Source organism: Phenylobacterium sp., assembly GCF_022402485.1.
Lineage (GTDB): Bacteria > Pseudomonadota > Alphaproteobacteria > Caulobacterales > Caulobacteraceae > Phenylobacterium.
The window spans coordinates 200,788-224,394 of sequence record NZ_JAKRSA010000010.1 but is presented as its reverse complement, the minus strand read 5'-3'; the positions used below and the strand labels follow the sequence as shown (position 1 = coordinate 224,394).

The window sequence follows — 23,607 nt, the reverse complement described above, 5'->3', positions numbered from 1 at the left end:
TTCAAGCACGTACCTGCCGATAAAGGGCGTTCCGATCAGTGGGAACCGCTTATCGGACGAAACGCGATGAAGACTTCGCGTTCAGTCCCAGATTCCAAGATCCGAGCGTCCGTCTGGTGACATCAGCCCCTAGGGGCCCTCGACCTCATAGCCCAGGGCGCGAAGCCGCGCGGGCAGGCCCACATCCCCGACCAGATGACCGGCACCCACCACCACCACCGTGCGGCCTGAGCCGGCCAGTCGAGTTCGGAGCTGCTCCAGCCAGTCAGTGTTCCGATCGACAATGAGCTGCTGGTAGAGCGAGGGGGCAAAGGCCTCCAGGGGGTCCAGGGCCTCGGCCTCCAGGGCGGCGAGGTCGCCGGCCATCCAGATCGCCAAGAGCCGATCAAAGGCGCCGGGGTCCTCCTCCATGGCCTGAAGATTATAGGCGAGGCTGGCGAGCTGTTCCTCCAAAGGGACGGCGTCAAAGGCCCCCAGTTGCTCTTCGACAGTCTCCAGGGCTTGGCGGCGAACCTCAGGCGAGGCTGTGATGTTCACCTGCTCTTCGACCCCATGGGCGATATCGGCCCCCTGACGGCCCAGCATGGTGGTGACCAGCAGCACCTCAGCAAACCAGGGCTTGAGCTGGTCCAGGAAATTGGCCGGCAGACCATATTCGGCGGCCAGCCGCTCCAGACGCTGACGACTGTCGGTGGGCAGGCGTTCATAGAGCCCAGGCCCTGGGGGCAACGTCCCCTGGCGCATGGCCAGACGGGCGGCCTGCTGCTGGGTCTCTGCCCCCATGGGCAGTTCAAACCAGAGGTCATCGGCCTTGACCAGGGCGGCGTCGAGGGCAGCGGGGCGCCAGGCCAGGCCTGGCGGCAGAAGGTGGATGGAACCGAACAGGACCATTTCGGAGTCCTCGTCGCGGACGATCCAGATGGCGGGCTCGGCCCTGACCGCCGGGGCCACAGCCAGGGCGAGGATCAAAGCGATCAGGGCGTGCAGATGCCGCATGGGGCTCATCTCTGACAGGTCGGGCAAAAGAAGGTCGAGCGCCCTGCCTGGACCTCCCGGGCGATGGTTCCGCCGCAGGCCCGGTTGGAACAGGCCTCTCCCTCCCGCCCATAGGCCCGGAAGCTGTGCTGGAAGTATCCGAGCGCTCCATCGGCACCGGCATAGTCGCGCAAGGTGGAGCCCCCTGCCGCGATGGCGGCCTCCAGCACCTGGACAATGGCCTGGGCCAGGCCCTTCAATCGGGGGCGAGAGATGTCTCCCGCCGGGCGGAACGGGGAGATGCGGGCCATGTGCAGGGCCTCGCAGACATAGATGTTGCCCAGGCCCGCCACGATCCTCTGGTCCAGCAACAGGGTCTTTGGCCCCTGTCGACGCCCCTCGAAAGCCCGGACCAGCAGACCTGCGTCGAAGGACTCTGACAGAGGTTCTGGCCCCATGGCGGCAAACCACGGATGCGCACTAAGCGATTTTGTGGGGATCAGGCCCATATAGCCGAAACGCCGGGGGTCATAATAGGTGACCCGGCCCCCAGCCTCGGTTTCAAAAACCACATGGGCGTGCCGGGGGTCAGGGTCGGCGGCATAGACAAATTGCCCAGGCCGGACCGTCCCCTCAGGGCGGGCGATTTCGAAGCGCCCACTCATGCCCAGGTGCATCACCAGGGTGTCCCCGCGATCGGTGGGGGCCAGAACGTACTTGGCTCGGCGGGACAGGGCCTCGATGCGCGCCCCGGCCAGCCGCTGGACAAAGTCCTCCGGGAAGGGAAACCGCAGATCGGGACGGCGGGCCTCCACACGGGTCAGGCGCTGGCCATCCAGGACAGGCGCCAGTCCGCGGCAGACGGTCTCAACCTCGGGAAGTTCGGGCATGGGTCATCGATTGGCAGAGGCCAGGCCTGGGATCAACTTTAAGCGTCATCAACTTCGCCTGCGCGCAGCGGCCTTGCGCTGGCGCGCGCGGTCCAGGGAGGCTATGAGGCGAGCCATGACCGGACCAGCCGCCACCTTCGGATTCCGCGACGTTGCGGCCGACGAGAAGCCACGCCTGGTGCGCGGGGTCTTCGACAGCGTCGCGCGCAGCTATGATCTGATGAACGACCTGATGAGCGGTGGTGTCCACCGACTCTGGAAGGATGCCGTCGCCGCCCGCCTGAACCCTCAGCCTGGCGAGGTGATCATCGACTGCGCGGGTGGCACCGGCGATATGGCGCGGCGTTTTGCAAAGATGGCGCGGCGCGCCCAGCAGCGCCGGGGCGGCCCGGACGCCACCATCTTCCTGATGGACTACAATGGCGAGATGATCACCGCGGGCCGCGCAAAGGGCTCGGAGCCGGAGATCTGCTGGAACGTCGGCGACGCCCAGGCCCTGCCTTTGGCAGACGCCTGCGCCGACGCCTATGTGATCTCGTTCGGTATCCGCAATGTCACCGATATCCCGGCGGCCCTGCGGGAGGCCCGGCGGGTGCTCAAGCCGGGCGGACGGTTTCTGTGCCTGGAGTTCTCAAGACCGATCACCGAGCCCCTGCGGCGGGCCTATGACGCCTACTCCTTCAAGGTGATCCCCGCCGTGGGCGAGCTGGTGGCCAGGGACCGGGAGTCTTATCAGTACCTGGTGGAGAGTATCCGCCGCTTCCCCGACCAGCAGAGCTTCGCCCAGATGATGCGTGAGGCCGGCTTTTCCCGGGTGAGCTACACCAACTTCACCGGCGGCGTGGCGGCCCTGCATCAGGGCTGGGCCATCTGACATGGCGCGTCCCGCCGCCCTTGGCCGGCTCGCCGCCGCAGCCTGGACTCTGACCCGCTACGACGCCCTGCTGCCTGTGGAACTGGAGACCCAGTACCCGCCGCCGATCCGTGATTTGGGGCGGGTCCTGCGCCGGTTGGCCGGCAAGAAAGCAAAGACAGGCCGCCCGGGCGAGCGCCTGGCCCTGGCCCTGGTAGAGCTGGGCCCGGTGGCCATCAAGATCGGCCAGCTGATGTCCACCCGCGCCGACATCTTCGGGGCCGCCTTCGCCGAAGACCTGTCACGGCTGAAGGACCGGCTGGCACCCTTTCCCGCCGAGATGGCCCGCGCACAGGTGGAAGCCGCCCTCGGCGCGCCGCTGGAGCGCCAGTTTTCCGAGTTTGGCGAGGCTGTGGCCGCGGCCTCTCTGGCCCAGGCCCATGAGGCGCGCCTGCACGACGGCCGCCGAGTGGCCGTCAAGGTCTTGCGGCCCAACATCGCCGCGCGGGTCGCCCGGGACTCCGGGGCCGTGCTCCTGGCCGCCCGGCTGGTGGACCGCTATGTGCCCGCCGCCAGCCGCCTGGAGCCTGTGGCTTTTGCCGAGACCGTGATCCGCGCCACCGAACTTGAGCTCGACTTGCGCCTGGAGGCGGCCGGCTGTGATGAGTTGGGCGGAGTGATGGCCAAGGATGGCTACATGTCCGCCCCCGCCGTCATCTGGGAAGGGGTCGGCAAACAGGTGCTGACCCTGGAATGGGCGAACGGCGCGCCCCTGTCAGACCCCGCGACCCTGGATCTGCCCGGGCTCGACCGCCCGATGCTGGCGGCCAACCTGTTGCGGGCCTTCCTGTCCCAGGCCCTCGACCACGGGGTGTTCCACGCAGATCTGCATGAGGGCAATCTGTTCGTGGCCGCCCCGGCCCAGATCGTCGCCGTCGACTACGGCATCATCGGGCGGATTGGCCCGGACGAACGGCGTTATCTGGCGGAAATTCTCTGGGGATTCCTCAACCGGGACTATCCCCGGGTCGCCGAGGTCCATTTCCGCGCTGGCTATGTGCCCGCCCACCATGATCGGGCGGCCTTCGCCCAGGCCCTGAGGGCGGTGGGCGAGCCGGTGTTTGGCCGATCCGCCAGCCAAGTCTCCATGAGCCGGGTGCTGATCCAGCTGTTCGAGATCACCGCCCTGTTCGACATGCATCTGCGCCCGGAACTGGTGCTGCTGCAGAAGACCATGATGACCGTGGAGGGCGTGGCCCGGCGCATCGACCCTGAATGCGACATCTGGAGCGCCGCTGATCCGGTGGTCCGCCGCTGGATCACCCGTGAACTCGCCCCCCCGGCCCAGGCCCTGCGCCTGATACAGGACGGCCTGGAGGTTCTGCACGGCCTCAAGCGCCGCCTACAGGCCCCCGAGCCCGAAGCCCCCGTGGTCGCCCCCCGGGATCCCAGCTGGATCTGGTTTGTCATGGGTGCCCTGACCGCAGGCGGCGCTTTCCTGTTGGGCGCCCTGGCCTGAGCCCAGACCCCCGCGAAGTCAGAGCGCGCCTGAGCTCATTGGCCGTTGCGATCAGCCTCCCGGGCCTTCTGCTCTTCCCAATAGGCCGGCCCATTGTCGGGCTTGAACATGGTCCGTGGCGCCCCTTCGGCATTGGCCACAGCAAACACATTGGCAGCCGGATCATAGATCAGGGTGTCGCCATTGCCCCGGCTCAGGGTCTCGGCCCCGGCCGGGGGATCATTGACGAAGGCATGGGCCTTGCGGACAAAATCATCCAGGTCCGTGGCCTCAAAGGCCGTGCCATTGCGCGCAAAGGCCCGCTCGGCATTCTCCTGGGCGGAATAGCGCTGGGTTTCCGACCACAGGGGGCGGCCATCCACCAGGGGGGCAGAGGCCCGGCCCGGCGGAGTCGCCCCCGGCGCGGTGGCCACGGCGTCCTGCCCCGCCTCGCCGGCGCTGGGGGCCGGGGCTACCGCCGAGGGTCCATTGTCGCAGGCGCTGAGAATGAAAAGGCAGGCGCCCGCCGCAAGCGCCAAAGCTGACCGCATCATCACCGTGTCCATCTCCAAGATCGCATCCCTAGGATGTATTGGAACGAACTAAGAACAGATGTGCGGTTTTGTCCAGAGGCCATATGCGGCTATAGCGATCGAGGGTGTCACAAGGGATTCTGGGCTTTGACGCAGAAGCGAGTTCTCCTGATCGTCGGCGGCGGGGTCGCCGCCTATAAGGCCCTGGAGCTGACCCGGCTGCTGCGCAAGGCCGGGGTTGCGGTACGCCCGATCCTGACCAGCGCTGGTGCCCAGTTCGTCACCCCCCTGTCCCTGGCGGCCCTGGCCGAAGACAAGGTCTATTCCGAGCTCTTTTCGCTCACCGACGAGGCCGAGATGGGGCACATCCAGCTGTCCCGGTCCGCCGATCTGGTTGTCGTTGTTCCCGCCACTGCCGACCTGATGGCCAAGGCCGCCCAGGGCTTGGCCGGGGACCTCGCCACCACCACCCTGCTGGCCACCGACAAGCCCGTCCTGATGGCCCCGGCCATGAATGTGCGCATGTGGGATCATCCCGCCACCCGGCGGAACCTGGCCACCCTCAAGGCCGACGGCGTCGCCTTTGTGGGTCCAGATGACGGTGCCATGGCCTGTGGCGAGTTTGGCCCCGGCCGCATGGCTGAGCCCCCTGCGATCCTCGAGGCGATCATGGGGATGTTGGGCGGGGCGCAAGCCCCCTCCAGCGCCAAAGGCCCCCTGAGCGGGCGCCACGCCATCGTCACCGCCGGCCCCACAGCCGAACCCATCGATCCGGTGCGCTATCTGACCAACCGCTCCAGCGGCAAGCAGGGCTATGCCATAGCCGAGGCCCTGGCGGCCTTGGGCTGCAAGGTCACCCTGGTCTCGGGCCCTACGGCGCTGTCGGCCCCGGCTGGGGTCACCCGGGTGCAGGTGGAAACGGCCCGCCAGATGCTGGCCGCCTGTCAGGGCGCCCTGCCCGCTGATCTCGCCGTCTGTGTCGCCGCCGTCGCCGACTGGCGGCCCGCCGATGAGGGGACGGTGAAGATCAAGAAGACCGGAGACGCCCCGCCGGCCCTGCGGCTGGTGGAGAACCCCGACATTCTGGCGACCCTCTCGGCGCAAGGCCCTGCACGGCCCAGGCTGGTGGTGGGCTTTGCCGCCGAGACCAACGATGTGGAGGCCTATGCCAAGGCCAAGCTCGCCCGGAAGGGCTGCGACTGGATCGTGGCCAATGACGTCAGCGTGGAAGGTGTCATGGGGGGCGACGACAACACCGTCTCCATCGTCAGTGCCACGGACGTCGAGCGGTGGGAGAAGACCGCGAAATCCGAGGTGGCAACCAAGCTCGCCCTGCGCATGGCCAAGGCCCTGACATGACCCCGACCATCAAGATCATCCGTCTGGCCCATAACCCCGACCTGCCCCTGCCGGCCTATGAGACCGCGCTCGCCGCCGGCATGGACCTGCGCGCCGCCGTAGCCGAGGACACCCCCATCGTGCTGCGGCCCATGGAACGCGCCATGGTCCCGACAGGCCTGGCCATGGCCCTGCCCCCCGGTTTCGAGGGTCAAGTGCGTCCGCGCTCAGGGCTGGCGGCCAAGTCCGGCATCACCTGCCTCAATTCGCCGGGAACGGTCGACGCGGACTATCGGGGGGAAATGAAGGTGATCCTGGTCAATCTGGGGGAAGAGGACTTCACCATCCGCCGGGGCGACCGCATCGCTCAACTGGTCATCGCCCCGGTGATCCAGGCGGTCTGGGACGAGACCGACAGCCTGGACGAAACCGCCCGGGGGGCCGGTGGCTTTGGCTCCACCGGCGCAAGCTAGACCCCCATTCAGTCGTACCAGGCGCGTCCCGCCCGCTCGATCAGGGCAAAGGCGCCCGCAGGTCCCCAGCTTCCCGCCGCATAGGGCTTGGGCGCCATGCTGGCCTCAGCCCAGGCCTCAGCCACCCCGTCCACCCAGCGCCAGGCCTGTTCCACCTCGTCGCGGCGGACAAACAGGGCACTGTTGCCCAAGATCACATCGAGGATCAGCCGCTCATAGGCGATGCGCCTGCGGGCATTGGGGCCTGAATAGGCCCGCAGCAGCGACAGCGACAGGGGCAGGGACTGCAGCCGCATGCCCCCCTGGGAGATCCCGGGCGCCTTGTTCATCAGGAGCAGTTCGATGTCCTCGTCCGGCTGCAGGTCGATGACCAGCCGGTTGGCCACCAGGTCATCCTTGGCCTGGCCGCCGAAGATGGAGTGCGGCACCCCCTTGAACTGGATGGCGATCTGGGTCCGCCGTTCGGGCAGGCGCTTGCCGGTGCGCAGGAAGAACGGCACGCCGGCCCAGCGCCAGTTGTCGATATCCACCCGTAGGGCCACGAAGGTCTCTGTGGCGCTCTCTTCCCCCCGCTCGTCCTCATAGGACGCCGCCGACTGGCCCTGGGCGACGCCCGCCACATACTGGCCGCGCACGCTGGTCTGGGCCACGTCCTGCCGGGTGATGGACCGCAGGGAGCGGAGCACCTTGACCTTCTCGTTGCGCAGGGACTCCGCCTCCATGTCCGAGGGCGGCTCCATGGCCACCAGGCACAGGAGCTGCAGCACATGGTTCTGGATCATGTCGCGCAGGGCACCGTGCTCGTCATAATAGGGCCAGCGCTCACCCACCCCTTCGGTCTCGGCCACGGTGATCTGCACGTGGTCGATGGTCAGGTTGTTCCAGAGGGGCTCGAACAGGGTGTTGGCGAACCGCAGGGCAATGAGGTTCTGGACCGTTTCCTTGCCGAGATAGTGGTCGATGCGGAACACCTGCTCCTCTTCAAACACCTCAGCCAGGGCCCCATTGATCCCGCGGGAGCTTTCCAGATCGTGGCCGATGGGCTTTTCCAACACGATCCGGCTTCGATCCGTGATCAGGCCGGCCCCCGCCAAGGCCTGACAGACCCCCACATAGAGACTGGGCGACAGGGCGAGATAGAAGATCGGTGCCTGGGCTGGCCCCAAGGCCGTGCGGACGGACGACAGCCGTTCAGCTTGGGTCGCGTCGACGGCCTGGTAGTCCAGGCGCTGGACAAACCGGGCCCACACCGCCTCGTCCAGGGCCTGAGGTCTCGCCCGTTCGACAACCGCATCCCGGACCTTAGCCCGGAAAGCATCTGGCATGAGCTCGCCCCGGGCTGCGGCGATGATCCTGAACCCGTCCGGCAGAAAGCCGTCGGCATCGAGGAAATAGAGGGCGGGAAACAGCATCCTCAGGGCGAGATCCCCCACGCCCCCGAACAGGACGATCGCATCGGCTTGGGGCGCCTTGGGCATGGGATGACCTTTCGGGGCTGGAGAAACGATCGGCAGCGCGTCGGAGACCTGACCTAGTCTCCCATGAACAAACGCCAAGGCCATGCCCCGGTTCGCCCATTACCGCCATAGGCCCGTCCAAGAGGCCGCAGGAAAGCGTCAGGGCGGCCAGTCTGGTGCCTTCATCCTGGCCGGGCGGAGCCAACGGGGCGCTCAGGCGTTGTGAGCCCATGGGGCGATCACCGGAACTGAGCCAGACCAATCCGTGGGCGGGGGACCCGTCACCCCCTCTTCTGGACCTCGACGGCGCGGCCCTCTTCCTGGACCTGGACGGGACGCTGGCGCCCCTCGCGGCGCGGCCCAGGGACGTTGGCCCAGACCGCCGCCGGTCGGCCCTCCTCCGGGCCCTGGTTGCGCGGATGGACGGCCGGGTCGCGATTCTATCAGGCCGCCCCCTGACCGAGGTTGACCGCATTCTGGAGGGTTCAGTTCATACCGTCGCCGCCGTCCACGGCCTGGACCGTCGGGGACAAGGGGCTGACCACAGCCCGCCCCCTGCACACCCTGCCCTGCCCCAGGTGACCGCCGCCTTCCGCGCCCTGGCCGCGACGACCCCGGGACTGCTGGTGGAAGACAAGGGGGTGAGTGCAGCGCTGCACTACCGTCTCGCCCCCGAAGCCACCGGCGCAGCCTTGGCCCTGGCCGAACGCCTCGCTGCTCAGACCGGGCTTGGCCTGCAACCGGGTCACATGGTCATAGAGTTGCGGGGGCCAGGCCCTGACAAGGGGGACTCCCTGCGCCACTTCATGCAGACGCCGCCGTTTCTGGGGGCGATCCCGATCGTCGTGGGCGATGATCTCACCGATGAGCCCGCCTTTGTTGCTGCCCGCTCCCTGGGGGGCCTAGGCGTTCTGGTCGGCCCGCCGCGCCAGAGCGCTGCGACCCGCAGACTCGCTGATGTGGACGCCGTACTGGCCTGGCTGGAGGCCGCCCTGTGAGCCGCCTGATCGTCGTCTCCAACCGGGTCAATCCCCCAGGCGGCAAGGGCGAGGAGAGCGTCGGGGGCCTGGCCATGGCCCTGGCCGCCGCGCTGCGGGAGTATTCCGGAATCTGGTTCGGCTGGAGCGGCGCGACCGTCCCAGCCTTCACGGGGCAACTGTCCATGCGCCGGGTCGACGGCGTCACCGTGGCCACGGTCGACCTCGAGGAGAGCGACTATGACGAGTATTACAATGGCTACGCCAACAAGACGCTCTGGCCGCTGTTCCACTACCGGGTGGATCTCACCGCCTATGATCGCACCTTCGATGAGGGCTATCAGCGGGTGAACCGCCGGTTCGCTGAGACCCTGCGACCACTGATCGAGCCAGACGACCTGATTTGGGTGCACGACTACCACCTGATCCCCATGGCGCGGGAGCTGCGCCGCTTAGGGGTGAAGAACCGGATCGGCTTCTTCCTGCATATCCCCTGGCCAGCCCACCAGCTGATGGTCACCCTGCCCAGCCACAAGGCCCTGGTGGCGGCCCTGTTCGACTACGATCTGGTGGGCTTCCAGACCCCCGAATACGCCACCGCCTTCACTGAATACGTCCTGGCTGAGGCCGGCGGGGAGGTGGTTTCGCCAGGCTGTTTGAAGGCCTTTGGTCGAACGGTGCAGATCGGTGCCTTTCCCATTGGCATTGATGCGGCCGACTTTGCCGAAATGGTCGACACCGATCAGGCCCGCCTGACCCACGACCGGATGGTCGCCCATACGGTGTTCCGAAAGCTGATCGTCGGCGTCGACCGGCTCGACTACTCCAAGGGTCTGGAAGAACGATTCGTGGGCTTTGAGCGGTTCCTGGCCGACAATCCTGACCTGCGCCGGGACGTTCTGATGGTTCAGGTTGCTACGGTGAGCCGAGAAGCCGTTGACTCCTATCAGGACATCCGGACGCGCCTGGATGCCCTTTCTGGGCGCATCAATGGCGAGCACGCCGACCTGGATTGGAATCCCTTGCGCTGCGTCAACAGCACCTACCGCCGGGACCAACTGGCTGGCCTTTACCGGGCTGCCAAGGTCGGGCTGGTGACGCCCCTGCGAGACGGCATGAACCTGGTGGCCAAGGAGTATGTGGCGGCCCAAGACCCCGCCGATCCCGGCGTGCTGATCCTGTCACGGTTCGCCGGGGCAGCCGGTCAGATGGCGTCTGCCCTGATCGTCAACCCCAACAGCCCCGAAGAAATCTCCGAAGCCCTGAAGCGCGCCCTGACAATGCCGCTGGCAGAGCGGATCGAGCGCTGGCGCGCCTTGTTTGACAACGTTCAGAGGGAGGATGTGAGCGCCTGGCGAGACGCTTTCGTCACGGCCCTGGCCGCCAGCGACAAAGCCAAGGCGGCACACGCCCTGACAAGCTGACACTGGCCCATCATCCCCGGCCATAACCCAGACCAGACACGGACACCGCGTCTCCTGCTCCAGGCTTCCCCATCGCCGCAGCGCCTGCCAATCTGGCGGCACATGACAGGGGGAGCACGACATGGACAAGGCCGCCAACAGAGACCGGGTCGACCCCGACCTGCTCCCTCTGCTCGACACCTTCCCGGCCTTTGAGCTGACCGAGGCGATCCTGCCCTTCATGCGTGGCCGCCCGGCCCGCTTCCAGGTCCGGCCTGAAGATCTGGCCCGCACCAGCCTGGAGCGGCGCAGCGTTCCAGGACCCGCCGGCGCGCCGCCGGTCGAGGTGCTGATCTATCGCCCGCAACAGGCTTCAGGACCTTTGCCCTGCATTCTGCACATCCACGGGGGTGGGTATGTGGCCGGGGCGGCTGCTGACAATGAGGCGGTCCACCGGCCGTTAGCCGCCGATCTGGCCTGCTGCATCGTCTCGGTGGAATATCGACTGGCCCCGGAGACCCCGTTCCCGGGCCCGGTGGAGGATTGCTATGCCGCCCTGGCCTATGTGTTCGACCATGCCGGGGACCTCGGGATCGATCCGGCCCGTATTGGCCTCATGGGCGAGAGCGCCGGCGGTGGTTTGGCGGCAGGTCTGGCCCTCTTGGCCCGGGACCGGGGAGAGTACCCGCTGGCGTTCCAGCACCTGATCTATCCGATGATCGACGACCGCACCTGCATCACCACCGATCCGCACCCCTTTGCGGGAGCGTTCGTCTGGACGCCCCAGGCCAACGCATTTGGCTGGCGCGCCCTGCTGGGACAGACGCCCGGCGCTGAAGGGGTTTCGCCCTATGCGGCGGCGGCGCGGGCGGCCGATGTCTCCGGCCTGCCCCCCACCTATATCGCCACCGGCGCCCTGGACCTGTTCCTGGAGGAGGACCTCGCCTTCGCCCAGCGATTGCTCCGGGCCGGCGTGCCGGTGGAGCTGCACGTCTATCCTGGTGCCTTCCACGGGTTCCAGTGGGCGGCGGAGGCGAGGGTCAGCCAGACCGCAGCCCGCGATAGCCGCGACGCCCTGGCCCGGGCCATGGCCTGAGCCTCAGCGGCGCCGGGCGGGCTTGGGGCTGAAACCCGGGGTCAGTAGGGCCTCGCGTTCGCGCGGGGTGATCGGCCGCCAACGGCCCTCCGGAAGATCGCCGACCTTCAGGGGGCCGACCCTGAGCCGGTAGAGATCGATGATCGACAGGCCCACCAGGTCGCACATCCGGCGGATCTGGCGGTTGCGCCCCTCGGTCAGGATGAAGCGCAGGCGTTGGTCGCCAGCCAGGGTGACCTTGGCCGGCTTCAACTGGCGACCGTCCAGGGACAGGCCGTGGCGCAGTCTGGTCAGGACCGGCTCTGAGATATCGCCGCGCACCCGGACCAGATATTCCTTCTCCATCTGCGAGTCCGGGCCGATCACCGCCTTGGTCACCACCCCGTCCTCCGACAGGATCAGCAGGCCCCGGCTATCCAGATCCAGGCGGCCCACCGGCGCGAGGCTACGATCGGCGGCGGGAATCTCGACGGGGTCTCCCCACAAGCCTTCCCGGGTCAGGAGTCTGGCGGCTGGAATCTGCCCCGGATCCGGCTGGGCTGAGACGTAACCGACAGGCTTGTTGATGATCACTGTCAGCTGACCCTGCAGCCGCGCCTGGGCGCCATCGTCGAGGGTAAGCGTCTGGCCTTTCTCGATCTTGCGGCCGGGATCGGTGACGGTATGACCGTCAATGGAAACCTGACCGGCGGCGATCAGGGCTTCAGCCTCCCGCCGCGAACAGACGCCGCTCTGGGCCAGCCAGCGGTTGATCCGCTGGGGCGCCTCTTCCTCATAGGTGCGGACAAACGCCATCAGCCGGCGTGGCGCTCGCGCTTGCGCAGGTACATGGCCGCATCCGCTTCGGCGACGATGGCCTCGGGCTCGCCATCATGGGGGATTTCGCAGACCCCATAGGAAAGATGCAGGGGCGCAGACCAGTCACCGAACTGGATGGGTGCCTGCTCCAGGGTCCTCGCCAGGGCCTCGGCCTTGGCCTGGGCGGTCAGGGCGGTGACCTGGACCAGGACCACAGCGAACTCATCTCCGCCCATGCGCCCGACAATATCGCTGTCGCGCACCAGGCCGGTGAGGCGCTCGGCCACCGCCTTGAGCACCGCATCGCCAGCAGCATGGCCAAACCGGTCATTGACGCTCTTGAAGTCGTCCAGGTCGAAATAGACCAGGCTGGCCGGCGAAGAATAGCGCCGGGAGAAGGTCTGGACCCGGGCCAGTTCCCGCATGAAAGCCCGGCGGTTGAGCACCGGCGTCAGGGCGTCCCGGTCGGCCAGGCTTTCGGCCTCCACCAGCTTGGCCTTGAGCCGCCCGACCTCGCCGCGCAGGTCGTCGATCTCGGTCAACAGGGTCTGCAGCGCCCCGCGAACCGCCGGGGTCATCTCGGTTTCTGACACCCCGAGAAAGCCGGCCTTGTCCGCAGGCAGGGCCCGGGCCGCAGAGCTTTGGGCGCCAGCCTGAGCCAGAGCCCGCTTGCGGATGGCCGCAAAGGGTTCAGTACGCGCGCCCGTGATCTTCATGGTGAGGGAATCACATCCAGCCTTAACCATAAGAATCGTACCGGTGATCGGTTGCCGGCGCAAAGGTGGCGCCTATACTCCGCGCCTTTCCCATCAAGGGGGCCGTCTGATGGCCAGTTCCAACCCCGCCGGTCCAGGCGGTCGCCCGCCCGTCGCCATTATAATGGGCAGCCGCTCCGACTGGCCCACCCTGCGCCTGGCGGCCGAGCAGCTCGATGGCCTCGGCGTCGCCTGGGAGGCCAAGGTGGTCTCGGCCCACCGCACCCCACAGCGGCTCTATGACTTCGCCACCACCGCCAAGGCGGCGGGCTATAAGGTGATCATCGCCGGGGCCGGCGGGGCTGCCCATCTGCCGGGCATGGCCGCTTCCATGACCGAGTTGCCGGTGCTGGGCGTGCCGGTGGAATCCAAGGCGCTGAAGGGCATGGATAGTCTGCTCTCCATCGTCCAGATGCCCGGCGGCATTCCCGTGGCCACCCTGGCCATCGGTGAGGCCGGGGCCAAGAACGCCGGCATTTTGGCCGCCCGTATCCTGGCGCTGTCCGACCCTGACCTGGCCGACCGTCTGACCGCCTTCGCCCAGGCCCTGGCCGAGGCCGTGGCCGAGAGCGTCGAGGACCTCTGAAGGTGAACGAGGGCTTCCCCCTGGCGCCAGGCACCGTCATCGGCATCCTGGGCGGCGGACAGCTTGGCCGGATGCTGGCCCTGGCCGCCGGTCGCCTGGGCTTCGACGTGGTGATCTTGACCCCTGAGCTGGATGCCCCGGCCTCCCGGGTGGCCCGGGAAACCCTGATCGCTCCTTTTGATGATCCCGACGCCCTGGGCCGGCTGGCCGACCTCTGCGACGTGATCACCTATGAATTCGAGAATGTGCCGGCCGCTGCCGTCGCACGGCTGAAGGCCCTGGGCGCCCCTGTGGCCCCCAATGAAAAGACCTTGGCCGTGGCCCAGGACCGGGTGGCGGAGAAGACCTTCCTCAATGAGGCCGGGGTCCGCACGGTGGCCTTCCTGCCGGTGGACAGCGCCCAGGATGCTGTGGCCGCAGCAGCTCAGCTGGGCGCCCCGGCCCTGATGAAGACCCGCCGGGAGGGCTATGACGGTAAGGGCCAGAAGTGGGTCGAGCACGCCGCCAAGGCTGGCGCTGTGTTCGACGCCCTTGGCGGGGTCCCCTGCATTCTGGAAGCCCCGGCCGATTTCGTGCGCGAGCTCTCGGTGATCGCCGCCCGCGGCCGCGATGGGGCCCTGGCCATCTATCCCCTGGGGGAGAACCACCACGAAGGCGGCATCCTGCGCCGCACCGTCGCCCCGGCCCCGGCCAGCCCTGACCTTTCCGCCCAGGCCGAACGCATCGCCGCCCAGATCCTCACCCGCCTGGACTATGTGGGGGTGATCGGCATCGAACTGTTCGAGCTGGCCGATGGTCGCCTGCTGGCCAATGAGATTGCGCCCAGGGTGCACAATACCGGCCACTGGACCCAGGACGGCTGCGAGGTCTGCCAGTTCGAGCAGCACATCCGCGCCGTAGCCGGCTGGCCGCTGGGACCCACCGATGCCCGGGCCCGGGTGGAGATGTTGAACCTGCTGGGCGATGAGGCTGATGCCTGGGCCAAGCTGGCCAGCGAGCCGGAGACGCGGCTGCACCTCTATGGCAAACGACAGGCCAAGCCCGGCCGCAAGATGGGCCACATCAACCGGCTATCGCGGCTTTAGGCGGGGCCGTCCCTCAGCCGTAGCGCAGGCGGCCCAAGGTCTGGGCGAGGGTCTTGAGGGCTTCAGATGGGCGGATCTTGGTGGTCGCCTTCCACTTTTCAAAGCTCATCACATTGGCGATGCGGGCGTCGACAAAGGCCATGGCCGCCTCGCGGCCTGAGGCCACCCGGAGAGCCAGCGCGGCTGACAGAATGCCCGACAGAATGGCGCGCTTGGAATAGTGGTTCTCGTCGGTGGCGGTGTCGCCGGCCCAACGCCAGAGCTGGTCGGCGCTGTCCCACAGGAGACGGCTGGCCAGGCCCAGGTTGTAGGGCAGAGCCAGGAAGCCGCACCAGCGACGGGCGATAACCTCGTCCCGGGCGGCGGCATCCAGACGGGTTTCCACCGCCAGCCGGATGCGCTCGCGGATCTTCAGGGTCTGGGGATCGATGTTGGCCAGGATGGCCCCCGTCTCGCGGTCATGGCGGCGGCAGAGCAGCGCGGCCAAGTCCGCCGCCCCATTGGGGAACAGAAGCTCGATCTCCCCGGTCGACAGTCCGGCCTCGGCCCCCGCGCGAGCCACCAGCAGGGGACTCCAGCCCATCTGCGCTACGTGGGGCAGGGCGCAAGAAAGCACCTGGTCCTCGACTTCACGGGCCCAGGCATCGGGATCAGGGTGGGGCGTTGAGGCGGCGTCTGACATTTGCCCAGTCTAACCCCGTCGAAAGCCGCCGTCTTGCGTGGACACAGCCTAAGCCTTCTGCTATTTCGCCGCCCTCGGCTCCGGAGCGGTCGCTTGCGGGGTTCATTGGTATTTTTGTTTCACCGCCACCGCCATGTGCGCCGGGTGGCGCAACATTCAGGTAGGCAGGAGAGAGTCCCCTGGTTCAGATTTTCGTCCGCGACAACAACGTCGACCAGGCCCTCAAGGCCCTGAAGAAGAAGATGCAGCGCGAAGGCTCGTTCCGCGAGATGAAGCGCCACGTCCATTACGAGAAGCCCTCGGAGAAGCGGGCCCGTCAGAAGGCCGAAGCCGTCCGTCGCGCCCGCAAGCTGGCCCGCAAGCGCGCCCAGCGTGAAGGCCTGATCGCTGCGCCGAAGCGGCCGACCCGCTAAGGGACGCGGACAGGCGGCCCCCTGGGCCGCTTTACAGGGACATACTTGGTTAAAGTCTGGCCGCGCAGCCTGCCTGCGCGGCCTTTCTCGTGGGCGCTGGTGCAGTTTCCAGCCAAAAGGAGCGCCCCAGTGAGACTCTGGCCCGCCCCTTGCTGGTGAAACGGCTCAGGCCATCCTATCTTAGGTCCTGAACCCGAGTTTTCCCGAGACGGATCAAAAAGACCATGAACATGCGCAATATGGCGATCTGGGGCGTCATCGTCGTCGTCCTGATTGGCCTCTACAGCATGATGAGCGGCGGAGGCCAGGCGGCCAATTCGCGCGAGATCACCTACTCGCAGCTGCTCACCCAGATCGATACCGGTCAGGTGGCGTCGGCTGTCATCCGCGGATCCGCCGTCGAGGTGCGCAACGCCGAGGGCCAGGCTTTCACGGCGGTGACCCCGAACAACCAGGAAGAGCTGGTCAAGCGCCTGGAGGCGCAGAACGCCGACATCTCCGTCAAGCCGGCCGGGGGCTTCACCCTGGTGGGCTTCATCCTGCAGAGCCTGCCCATTCTGCTGCTGATCGGGGTGTGGATCTTCTTCATGCGCCAGATGCAGGGTGGGGCCCGCGGGGCCATGGGCTTTGGCAAGTCCAAGGCCAAGATGCTCACGGAAAACAAAAACCGCGTCACCTTTGATGATGTGGCCGGCGTTGACGAGGCCAAGGAAGAGCTGACCGAGATCGTCGACTTCCTGAAGGACCCGCAGAAATTCCAGCGCCTGGGGGGCAAGATTCCCAAGGGCGCCCTGATGGTCGGCCCTCCGGGTACCGGTAAGACCCTGCTCGGGCGTGCCGTGGCCGGCGAAGCCGGTGTGCCGTTCTTCTACATCTCAGGTTCGGACTTCGTGGAAATGTTCGTGGGCGTCGGCGCCAGCCGGGTCCGCGACATGTTTGAGCAGGCCAAAAAGAACGCGCCCTGCATCATCTTCATCGACGAAATCGACGCCGTGGGCCGCCATCGTGGCGCAGGCCTGGGCGGCGGCAATGACGAGCGCGAGCAGACGCTGAACCAGCTGCTGGTGGAGATGGACGGCTTTGATCCCACCGACGCCATCATCGTCATCGCCTCGACCAACCGTCCCGACGTTCTCGACCCGGCCCTGCTGCGGCCCGGCCGTTTCGACCGTCAGGTCGTGGTGCCCAATCCCGACATCAATGGCCGCGAGCGTATCCTGCGGGTCCACATGAAGAATGTGCCGCTGGCTGCCGATGTGGAAGTCAAGACCATCGCCCGCGGCACCCCGGGTTTCTCCGGTGCCGATCTGGCCAATCTGGTCAATGAGGCGGCCCTGATGGCGGCCCGCAAGAACCGCCGCATGGTCACGCAGCGGGACTTCGAGGACGCCAAGGACCGGGTCATGATGGGCGCCGAGCGCAAATCCATGGCCATGACCGACGATGAAAAGCGTCTGACGGCCTATCACGAAGGCGGCCACGCCCTGCTGGCCCTGAACGTCCCGGCCACCGATCCGGTGCACAAGGCGACCATCATCCCCCGGGGCCGCGCGCTGGGCATGGTCATGCAGCTGCCCGAGCGGGACCAGCTGTCCATGTCCTATGAGCAGATGACCTCACGCCTGACCATCCTGATGGGCGGCCGCATGGCCGAGGAGCTGATCTTCGGCAAGGAAAAGATCACCTCTGGCGCCTCCTCAGATATCGACCAGGCCACCCGCCTGGCCCGGGCCATGGTCACCAAGTGGGGCTTCTCCGATAAGCTCGGCGTGGTCTCCTATGGGGAAAATCAGGACGAGGTGTTCCTCGGCCATTCGGTGTCGCGCACCCAGAGTGTCTCCGAGGAGACCGCCCGACTGATCGACCAGGAGGTCAAGCTGCTGGTGCAGAACGCCTTTGACGAGGCCCGCCGCATCCTGACCGAGAAAACCGAGGAGCTGCACAAGATCGCTCAGGCTCTGCTTGAGTACGAAACCCTGTCCGGCGATGAAATCATCAATGTGATCAAGGGCGTGATGCCGAAGCGCGAGGAGCCGGAAAGCCATCGGAGCCTCGGCCCCACCGTGGCGGTACCGATCTCGCCGCGCCCGGGCCCCGAGCCGGCCTGACGATTACCGTGATCGGCGCCTGGGGTGGGGACTAGCCCGCCTTCAGGCGCCGGGCTGCCTCAGTGATCACTTGGCGGCCCCAACGGGTCAGGTCTGAGCGGCTCAGTTTTCCGAGGGCGGCGGCATGGGCCTCGGCGCCGAACCGCCGGCGGAGATAGAGGACCTCTTCCTCGGCCTCGGCCATGAGCCGTTTGCGCCGCCGGAAGTGGCGTAGCGGATTGATGATCACGATCTTGCATCCCAGGTGCTTGGCCAAAAGCTCGGTTGGCCATCCCTCCCGACACCCTAGGATGCGCCTGTGACAGACTTCCTGCGCCCGTTGTGAGCCCTCGCCGAATTTCACCCCAGGCGCCGCTTGGATTGGCACCCCAGGCCCTTATGGGGCAAGGGATTGGGCGGATCGATCACCTGACCCCAGGAGGCCTGCCGTGACCCGTCCCGCCGCGCCTCTCCGCCCCCTGATCATGGGGGTCCTGAACCTGACCCCCGACAGCTTTTCCGATGGGGGAAGATTTGACGCCCTCGAGCCCGCCCTGGCCCAGGCGCGGCGCCTGATCGCCCAGGGTGCCGACCTCCTCGATCTCGGCGGCGAGTCCACACGCCCGGGGGCGACTCAGGTCAGCCCTGAGGTGGAGATCGCCCGGGTCGTGCCCGTAATCGCGGCCCTGGCCGCCGAGACGGCACTGCCCCTGTCGGTGGACACCATGAAGCCGGTCGTGGCCCGGGCAGCCATCACTGCAGGGGCGGCGATCTGGAACGATGTCACCGCCCTGCGCCACGCCCCCGAGGCGCCTGACGTGGCCGCCGAGCTAGGCTGCCAGGTGGTGCTGATGCACATGCAGGGCGAGCCGCGCACCATGCAGGCGGCCCCGCACTATGAGGATGTGGTGGCCGAGGTCTGTCAGTTTCTTGGGGCCCGGGCGGACGCCGCCATGGCCGCAGGGGTGGCACGGGAGAAGATCTGGCTCGACCCCGGGATCGGCTTTGGTAAGACCCTGGACCATAATCTGGCCCTGCTAGCGCATCTGGACACGGTCTGCGCCCTGGGGTTCCCGGTGATCCTGGGGGCCAGTCGCAAGCGGTTCATCCAGGCGCTCCACCCGGCTGCGGAGGCACCCGACGGGCGCGGGCCAGGCTCCCTGGCAGCAGCCCTGGCAGGTGCCCAGGCCGGCGTCGCCGCCCTCCGGGTCCATGATGTGGCCCTGACTGCCCAGGGGCTGGCCGTCTGGTCGGCCATCGCCTCGGCGCGGGCCTGAGGCCGTCAACCCAGGCTGAAGTGCGCGGTGAAGACCGCCAGGGGCGCGCTAACCCGCAGGGGGCGCAGGGGAAAGGCCAGCCAGGGTGCCTGCGGGTCCAGCTTCGCCAGGCCAGCCAGGAATTCTGCACTGAGCGCCGGGCGTATGGCCCCTCCATGGGTCAGGAACTGGCCCCAGCTGGAATTTCCCGTGAGGTTCATCTCCCCCGCCGGGGTGGCGGTGGCCGTGTAGTCGGGGGGGTACAGGCGGCGATAGGCCTGCACATGATAGAGCCAGGAGGCCCCGGCCACGATCTTCGCCTCCGGTTCCAGACGCCGCACATGATCAAACATCCGCGAAAGCTCGGACCGGCGGATCGCCGCCTTGGACAGCGCCAAAGGGCCTGCCCCGCCTTCGCTGTCGCGGTTGGTGAAGTGGATGCGAAGCACGCCGTCCTGCGGCGGTTCATAGCTGAAGCAGCCGAAGCGAACCTGGTTGGGCTGGGGCTGTTCGTCGGGCGCCGCCGCCAAGGTGGTCACGATCCAGTCCAGCCGCGCCTGGGTATCCGGTGCCTCTTCAAGCCGCTTAGCAAACAGGGTCCAATCGGGGCCCGGGGGGTCGGCCGTCACATTGCCCAGACCCAGGCGGCGGTGGAGGCTGGTATAGCGCCGCAGGGCCTCCCCAAGGCTGAGGTCCCCCCGGTCCGCCAAAGCCTCGGCGAAACGCAACTGCAGGCCGACATAGTCCCGATAGGCTTCAGCCCGGACCCGTCGGGAATCGAAAGGCTCAGCCACGGCCGATATAGGGCATCTGGGTGGCCATCACGGTCATGAACTGCACATTGGCCTCCAGGGGCAGGCTGGCCATGTAGACGACCGCCCGGGCCACGGCATCCACATCCATCATGGGCTCAGGCCGCAGGGATCCATCGGCCTGGGGTACGCCGCTGCCCATGGCCGCGGTCATTTCCGTGGCGGCGTTGCCGATATCGATCTGGCCGCAAGCGATGTCATAGGCACGGCCATCCAGGCTGGTCGACCGGGTCAGGCCGGTGATGGCGTGTTTGGTGGCCGTATAGGCCACCGAGCGGGGGCGGGGCACGTGGGCCGAGATCGAGCCGTTATTGATGATCCGCCCGCCCCGTGGGTCCTGGGCCTTCATCAGGCGAAAGGCCCCCTGGGTGCAGAGAAAGGCCCCGGTGAGATTGACGTCCACCACCCGCCGCCAGGCCTTGAGCGACAGGTCCTCCAGGGGAACCGGCGGCGCGCCCGTCCCGGCATTGTTGAACAACAGGTCCAGCCGGCCAAACCGGGCCGCCGTCGCTGCAAACAGGGCCTTGGCCTGGTCCTCGTCTGAGACATCGGCCGGGTGGATCAACACATGGGAGGCCGGCAGGTTTGCGGCGGTCGCCTCCAAGGCCTCCTGGCGTCGGCCGGTGAGGACCAGGGCGAAACCGGCCTCATACAGGGCGCGCGCACAGGCCCGGCCGATCCCTGAGCCTGCCCCGGTGACCAGGGCGATTTTCGTAAGCTGCGTCATGGGGCCAGCCTCGCCCGGCGCCGTCCTGTGGGCAAGCCCGCAAGCGCCCCTCGTCAGAGACGAGCGGATATGGAAAAAGCGGCCATGACCACTTCAGCGCGTCCCCTTGGCCGGGTCCTGATCATCGCCGGCTCCGATTCCGGCGGCGGGGCCGGAATCCAGGCCGACCTCAAGACCGTCATGGCCCTCGGGGGCTATGGAACTACGGCGATTACCGCGGTGACCGTGCAGAACACCCTGGGTGTCACCGGCGTCCATCCCATCCCCCTCCACATCGTCCAGGCCCAGGCCCGCGCCGTCCTTGGGGACATCGGTGCCGATGCCATCAAGACCGGCATGCTTGGCGATGTGGCCATGGTCGAGGCCGTGGCCGCCCTGCTGGATGAGGCCACCCCCATTCCAGCGGTGATTGATCCGGTGATGGTCGCCAAGGGCGGTGCCCCCCTGCTGGCCGACGTGGCGATTTCCGCCGTCTGCAGCCTGATGGTCCCAAGGGCCGCCCTGCTGACGCCCAATGCCCCGGAGGCCGCCGCCCTGACCGGCCTGACAGTGGAAACCCTCGACGACCAGCGCCGGGCCGGAGAGGCCTTGCTTAGGCTCGGCGCCCGGGCGGTGCTGATGAAGGGAGGCCATGTGAGCGGCGAACGGGTGGTAGATCTGCTGTTGACCCCCACCGGCGACACTGTGTTCGAAACCGATCGCCTGGAAACCCGCCACACCCATGGCACCGGCTGCACCCTGGCCTCGGCCTGCGCCACGGGTCTGGCCCAGGGGCTGGACCTGTCGACGGCCGTGGCCCAGGCCTGGGCCTATGTCCAGGAAGCCTTGGCCAGTGCGCCGGGCCTTGGCCAGGGCCACGGCCCCCTGGACCATGGCTGGCCCCTGAGCAGATGACTCCCGAAGACGCCATTTTGGAACGACGGCTGGAGGCGATTTTGCGCGACGCCCCCAGCCTGATGGGCGTGATGGAGATCGCCCGCGACCTTGCCCTGCCCGACTGGATGATCTTTTCCGGCGCCATCTATCAGAAGGCGGTCAACCACCTGACTGGCCGCGATCCCGACTATGGCCTGAAGGACTATGACCTCGGCTATTTCGATGCCGGCGACCTCAGCTATGACGCTGAGGATGCCGTTATCCGCCGGGCGGCGGCGTCCTATCCGCCGCCCCTGGACACCCTGGTGGAGGTGCGCAACCAGGCCCGGGTGCATCTCTGGTTCGAAGACCGGTTTGGCGAACCTTATGCTCCCCTGGCCTCCAGCGCCGAGGCGCTGCGCCGCTTCACCACCACCATGTTCGCCGTAGGTGCCCGCCTTGAGCCAGACGGACGGTTGAGGATCTTTGCTCCCTTTGGCCTGGCTGATCTCTTTGCCCTGCGGCTGGTGCCCAATCCCCTGCGCCAGACCCAGGGATTTGCCAGGACCGCTGCGGCCGCCCTGGACCGATGGCCAGAACTGACCCTGGCTGACTGAACGCCTTCACCTGAGGAGCGCTGTCATGCGCCAGTGGACCATAGACGCCTTCGCTTCAGCCCCGTTCCGGGGCAATCCGGCCTGTGTGGTGGAACCGTTTTCCGCCTGGCCGCAGGCGAGCTGGATGCAGACCCTGGCGGCGGAGAACAACCAGGCCGAGACCGCCTTCCTGCTGTGCACCGAGGACCCAGTCCGGTTTGGCCTGCGCTGGTTCACCCCGGCTCTGGAGGTGCCCCTATGCGGCCACGCCACCCTGGCCAGCGCGCACATGCTCTTTGCCGAACTGGGTGTTAAGGCCGCCGCCATCACCTTCGACACCCTTTCGGGACCCCTGACTGTGTCGCGGGAGGGCGAGGTCTACGCCATGGACTTCCCGGCCTCACAGGTCCGGCATATCGAGACGCCGCCCGGGCTGGCCGCCGCCCTTGGGGTCGAACCCGAGGAAGTCTGGGCCGGCCAGTTTCTGGTGGCGATCCTCAAGGATGAGGCCGCCGTACGCGCCGTGGACCCCGATCTGGCGGCTCTGAAGGCCATTTCCAGTGTCGCCACCCAAGGTCGCGGCAATGTAGGGGTCAGCGCCGTGGCGGCAGGTCCGTCCTATCAGGTGGTGAGCCGCTTTTTCGCCCCGGGGTCAGGCATCCCGGAAGACCCCGCCACAGGCTCTCTGCACTGCATGCTGAGCCCGATCTTCGCGGAGAAGCTCGGGCGTTCAAGACTGGCCTTCCATCAGGCCTATCCGGGCCGGGGTGGGGACCTGGACTGCGAACAGGTGGGCGACCGGGTGATCCTGCGCGGCCAAGCCGTCACCGTGATTGAAAGCCGCCTGCGCACAGAGGCACCCTGAGGCCTCAACCACCGCAAACGAGCCGGAGCTATGGGCTCCGGCTCGTCCGAACGTTCACTGCAGGTCTTAGCGACGATAGCCGTGACCCTGGCTGTAGCCCTGGCCATAACCTTGGCCCTGGCCATAGCCTTGCCCATAGCGGCGGTTACCGTCGCGGCGCTCCACATAGATCCGGGCGCTGAGGGCGTCCATGCGGCGATCCAGGTCAACCATTTCCCAGCGGGTCAGGCCCCCCTGGCGATAGTGGTGCTCCAGGCGCTGAAGATCGTGGAACTCGGCGCGCAGGTGAAAGGCCTCTCTGCGGGTCAGGCTGCCATTGCGCTGACCCATGTCGATGCGGCGCTCCAGATTGGCCTTGCGCTGGGCGATGGAAATCCAGGCGGGTTGACCCACGGGTCCCCGGGGCGGGCCATACTGCGGGCCTCCCCCATGGGGGGCGCCATAGGCCGGAGCATGATGGGGGGCGCCATACCCGCCCGGTGCAGCGGCGACGGCAGTGGCAAGGCCGGCAGAAAGGGCGGCGCCCGCGCTCAGGGCAATCAGCAGGGTCTTCATGGCGAACTCCTCGGGACAGGTTCCACCGCGCTCGGCGGCGTT

The 23,607-nt window shown here is 67.4% G+C and carries 26 protein-coding genes; 15 read left to right on the top strand and 11 right to left on the bottom strand.

Annotated elements, in window-relative coordinates; genetic code table 11:
• Nucleotides 1-129: 129 nt before the first annotated feature.
• Complete coding sequence (locus MH112_RS03545) at nucleotides 130-996, bottom strand: TraB/GumN family protein (protein WP_296563896.1); 867 nt, start codon at nucleotides 994-996, stop codon at nucleotides 130-132.
• 5 nt (nucleotides 997-1,001) lie between these two features.
• Nucleotides 1,002-1,865 carry a bifunctional DNA-formamidopyrimidine glycosylase/DNA-(apurinic or apyrimidinic site) lyase gene (gene mutM / locus MH112_RS03540; protein ID WP_296563894.1) on the bottom strand — a complete coding sequence of 288 codons (864 nt, stop codon included), beginning with the start codon at nucleotides 1,863-1,865 and terminating at the stop codon, nucleotides 1,002-1,004.
• A 115-nt stretch (nucleotides 1,866-1,980) separates the two neighbouring features.
• Between mutM and MH112_RS03535 the strand changes: the two genes are divergently transcribed.
• Nucleotides 1,981-2,739, top strand: coding sequence for a class I SAM-dependent methyltransferase (locus MH112_RS03535; RefSeq protein WP_296563891.1), 759 nt, complete (start codon nucleotides 1,981-1,983; stop codon nucleotides 2,737-2,739).
• Between the two features lies 1 nt (nucleotide 2,740).
• Nucleotides 2,741-4,237 carry a 2-polyprenylphenol 6-hydroxylase gene (gene ubiB / locus MH112_RS03530; protein ID WP_296563888.1) on the top strand — a complete coding sequence of 499 codons (1,497 nt, stop codon included), beginning with the start codon at nucleotides 2,741-2,743 and terminating at the stop codon, nucleotides 4,235-4,237.
• A 35-nt stretch (nucleotides 4,238-4,272) separates the two neighbouring features.
• Here the strand turns inward: ubiB and MH112_RS03525 are convergent, their stop codons facing one another.
• Entirely contained in the window at nucleotides 4,273-4,770 is a 498-nt protein-coding gene (locus MH112_RS03525) for a hypothetical protein (RefSeq protein ID WP_296563880.1), read from the bottom strand.
• Between the two features lie 126 nt (nucleotides 4,771-4,896).
• On the opposite strand from MH112_RS03525, the gene coaBC reads away from it, so the two are divergent.
• Together coaBC and dut are read left to right on the top strand one after the other, a co-directional pair.
• Complete coding sequence (gene coaBC / locus MH112_RS03520) at nucleotides 4,897-6,108, top strand: bifunctional phosphopantothenoylcysteine decarboxylase/phosphopantothenate--cysteine ligase CoaBC (protein ID WP_296563873.1); 1,212 nt, start codon at nucleotides 4,897-4,899, stop codon at nucleotides 6,106-6,108.
• Nucleotides 6,105-6,560, top strand: coding sequence for a dUTP diphosphatase (gene dut / locus MH112_RS03515; protein ID WP_296563869.1), 456 nt, complete (start codon nucleotides 6,105-6,107; stop codon nucleotides 6,558-6,560). The genes coaBC and dut overlap by 4 nt, the downstream gene beginning before the upstream one ends.
• Before the next feature lie 8 nt (nucleotides 6,561-6,568).
• Here dut and zwf read toward each other — a convergent pair whose 3' ends face one another.
• Entirely contained in the window at nucleotides 6,569-8,038 is a 1,470-nt protein-coding gene (gene zwf, locus MH112_RS03510; protein ID WP_296563866.1) for a glucose-6-phosphate dehydrogenase, read from the bottom strand.
• Nucleotides 8,039-8,247: 209 nt separating this feature from the next.
• On the opposite strand from zwf, the gene otsB reads away from it, so the two are divergent.
• From otsB to MH112_RS03495, 3 genes are all read left to right on the top strand, one after another.
• Nucleotides 8,248-9,015 carry a trehalose-phosphatase gene (gene otsB / locus MH112_RS03505; RefSeq protein ID WP_296563863.1) on the top strand — a complete coding sequence of 256 codons (768 nt, stop codon included), beginning with the start codon at nucleotides 8,248-8,250 and terminating at the stop codon, nucleotides 9,013-9,015.
• Complete coding sequence (locus tag MH112_RS03500; protein ID WP_296563860.1) at nucleotides 9,012-10,418, top strand: trehalose-6-phosphate synthase; 1,407 nt, start codon at nucleotides 9,012-9,014, stop codon at nucleotides 10,416-10,418. Before otsB ends, MH112_RS03500 begins: the two co-directional genes overlap by 4 nt.
• 121 nt (nucleotides 10,419-10,539) lie before the next feature.
• Entirely contained in the window at nucleotides 10,540-11,493 is a 954-nt protein-coding gene (locus MH112_RS03495) for an alpha/beta hydrolase (protein WP_296563857.1), read from the top strand.
• A gap of 3 nt (nucleotides 11,494-11,496) precedes the next feature.
• Here MH112_RS03495 and MH112_RS03490 read toward each other — a convergent pair whose 3' ends face one another.
• Nucleotides 11,497-12,288: a pseudouridine synthase gene (locus tag MH112_RS03490; RefSeq protein WP_296563853.1), complete on the bottom strand. Its 792-nt coding sequence runs from the start codon at nucleotides 12,286-12,288 to the stop codon at nucleotides 11,497-11,499.
• A complete protein-coding gene (locus tag MH112_RS03485; RefSeq protein WP_296563851.1) occupies nucleotides 12,288-13,007 on the bottom strand; it encodes a GGDEF domain-containing protein in 720 nt (239 codons plus the stop codon). Before MH112_RS03485 ends, MH112_RS03490 begins: the two co-directional genes overlap by 1 nt.
• Before the next feature lie 109 nt (nucleotides 13,008-13,116).
• Here MH112_RS03485 and purE point away from each other — a divergent pair, with 109 nt between their 5' ends.
• Both purE and MH112_RS03475 read left to right on the top strand, forming a co-directional pair.
• Complete coding sequence (purE, locus tag MH112_RS03480) at nucleotides 13,117-13,632, top strand: 5-(carboxyamino)imidazole ribonucleotide mutase (protein ID WP_296563848.1); 516 nt, start codon at nucleotides 13,117-13,119, stop codon at nucleotides 13,630-13,632.
• A gap of 2 nt (nucleotides 13,633-13,634) precedes the next feature.
• Entirely contained in the window at nucleotides 13,635-14,717 is a 1,083-nt protein-coding gene (locus MH112_RS03475) for a 5-(carboxyamino)imidazole ribonucleotide synthase (RefSeq protein WP_296563845.1), read from the top strand.
• 13 nt (nucleotides 14,718-14,730) lie between these two features.
• Here MH112_RS03475 and MH112_RS03470 read toward each other — a convergent pair whose 3' ends face one another.
• Entirely contained in the window at nucleotides 14,731-15,399 is a 669-nt protein-coding gene (locus MH112_RS03470; RefSeq protein WP_296563843.1) for a COQ9 family protein, read from the bottom strand.
• Nucleotides 15,400-15,578: 179 nt separating this feature from the next.
• Between MH112_RS03470 and rpsU the strand changes: the two genes are divergently transcribed.
• On the top strand, nucleotides 15,579-15,812 hold the full coding sequence (gene rpsU / locus MH112_RS03465; protein WP_296563978.1) for a 30S ribosomal protein S21: 234 nt from the start codon (nucleotides 15,579-15,581) through the stop codon (nucleotides 15,810-15,812).
• A gap of 224 nt (nucleotides 15,813-16,036) precedes the next feature.
• Complete coding sequence (ftsH, locus tag MH112_RS03460; protein WP_296563840.1) at nucleotides 16,037-17,920, top strand: ATP-dependent zinc metalloprotease FtsH; 1,884 nt, start codon at nucleotides 16,037-16,039, stop codon at nucleotides 17,918-17,920.
• A gap of 31 nt (nucleotides 17,921-17,951) precedes the next feature.
• Here the strand turns inward: ftsH and MH112_RS03455 are convergent, their stop codons facing one another.
• A complete protein-coding gene (locus MH112_RS03455) occupies nucleotides 17,952-18,149 on the bottom strand; it encodes a hypothetical protein (RefSeq protein WP_296563836.1) in 198 nt (65 codons plus the stop codon).
• Nucleotides 18,150-18,384: 235 nt separating this feature from the next.
• On the opposite strand from MH112_RS03455, the gene folP reads away from it, so the two are divergent.
• Complete coding sequence (gene folP, locus MH112_RS03450) at nucleotides 18,385-19,176, top strand: dihydropteroate synthase (protein ID WP_296563974.1); 792 nt, start codon at nucleotides 18,385-18,387, stop codon at nucleotides 19,174-19,176.
• Between the two features lie 5 nt (nucleotides 19,177-19,181).
• Here the strand turns inward: folP and MH112_RS03445 are convergent, their stop codons facing one another.
• The gene (locus MH112_RS03445; protein ID WP_296563834.1) at nucleotides 19,182-19,949 is read right to left on the bottom strand and encodes a hypothetical protein; all 768 of its coding nucleotides are present in this window, start codon (nucleotides 19,947-19,949) and stop codon (nucleotides 19,182-19,184) included.
• The gene (locus MH112_RS03440; protein ID WP_296563831.1) at nucleotides 19,942-20,694 is read right to left on the bottom strand and encodes an SDR family oxidoreductase; all 753 of its coding nucleotides are present in this window, start codon (nucleotides 20,692-20,694) and stop codon (nucleotides 19,942-19,944) included. The genes MH112_RS03445 and MH112_RS03440 overlap by 8 nt, the downstream gene beginning before the upstream one ends.
• Before the next feature lie 84 nt (nucleotides 20,695-20,778).
• On the opposite strand from MH112_RS03440, the gene thiD reads away from it, so the two are divergent.
• The 3 genes from thiD to MH112_RS03425 are packed head-to-tail and all read left to right on the top strand — an operon-like array spanning nucleotide 20,779 to nucleotide 23,010.
• Complete coding sequence (gene thiD / locus MH112_RS03435) at nucleotides 20,779-21,588, top strand: bifunctional hydroxymethylpyrimidine kinase/phosphomethylpyrimidine kinase (RefSeq protein ID WP_296563829.1); 810 nt, start codon at nucleotides 20,779-20,781, stop codon at nucleotides 21,586-21,588.
• A complete protein-coding gene (locus MH112_RS03430) occupies nucleotides 21,585-22,166 on the top strand; it encodes a nucleotidyltransferase family protein (protein WP_296563826.1) in 582 nt (193 codons plus the stop codon). Before thiD ends, MH112_RS03430 begins: the two co-directional genes overlap by 4 nt.
• Nucleotides 22,167-22,191: 25 nt before the next feature.
• Nucleotides 22,192-23,010, top strand: a complete 819-nt coding sequence (locus MH112_RS03425) for a PhzF family phenazine biosynthesis protein (protein WP_296563824.1) — start codon at nucleotides 22,192-22,194, stop codon at nucleotides 23,008-23,010.
• 66 nt (nucleotides 23,011-23,076) lie between these two features.
• On the opposite strand, the gene MH112_RS03420 is transcribed toward MH112_RS03425, so the two are convergent.
• Nucleotides 23,077-23,565: a hypothetical protein gene (locus MH112_RS03420; protein WP_296563821.1), complete on the bottom strand. Its 489-nt coding sequence runs from the start codon at nucleotides 23,563-23,565 to the stop codon at nucleotides 23,077-23,079.
• Nucleotides 23,566-23,607: the final 42 nt, after the last annotated feature.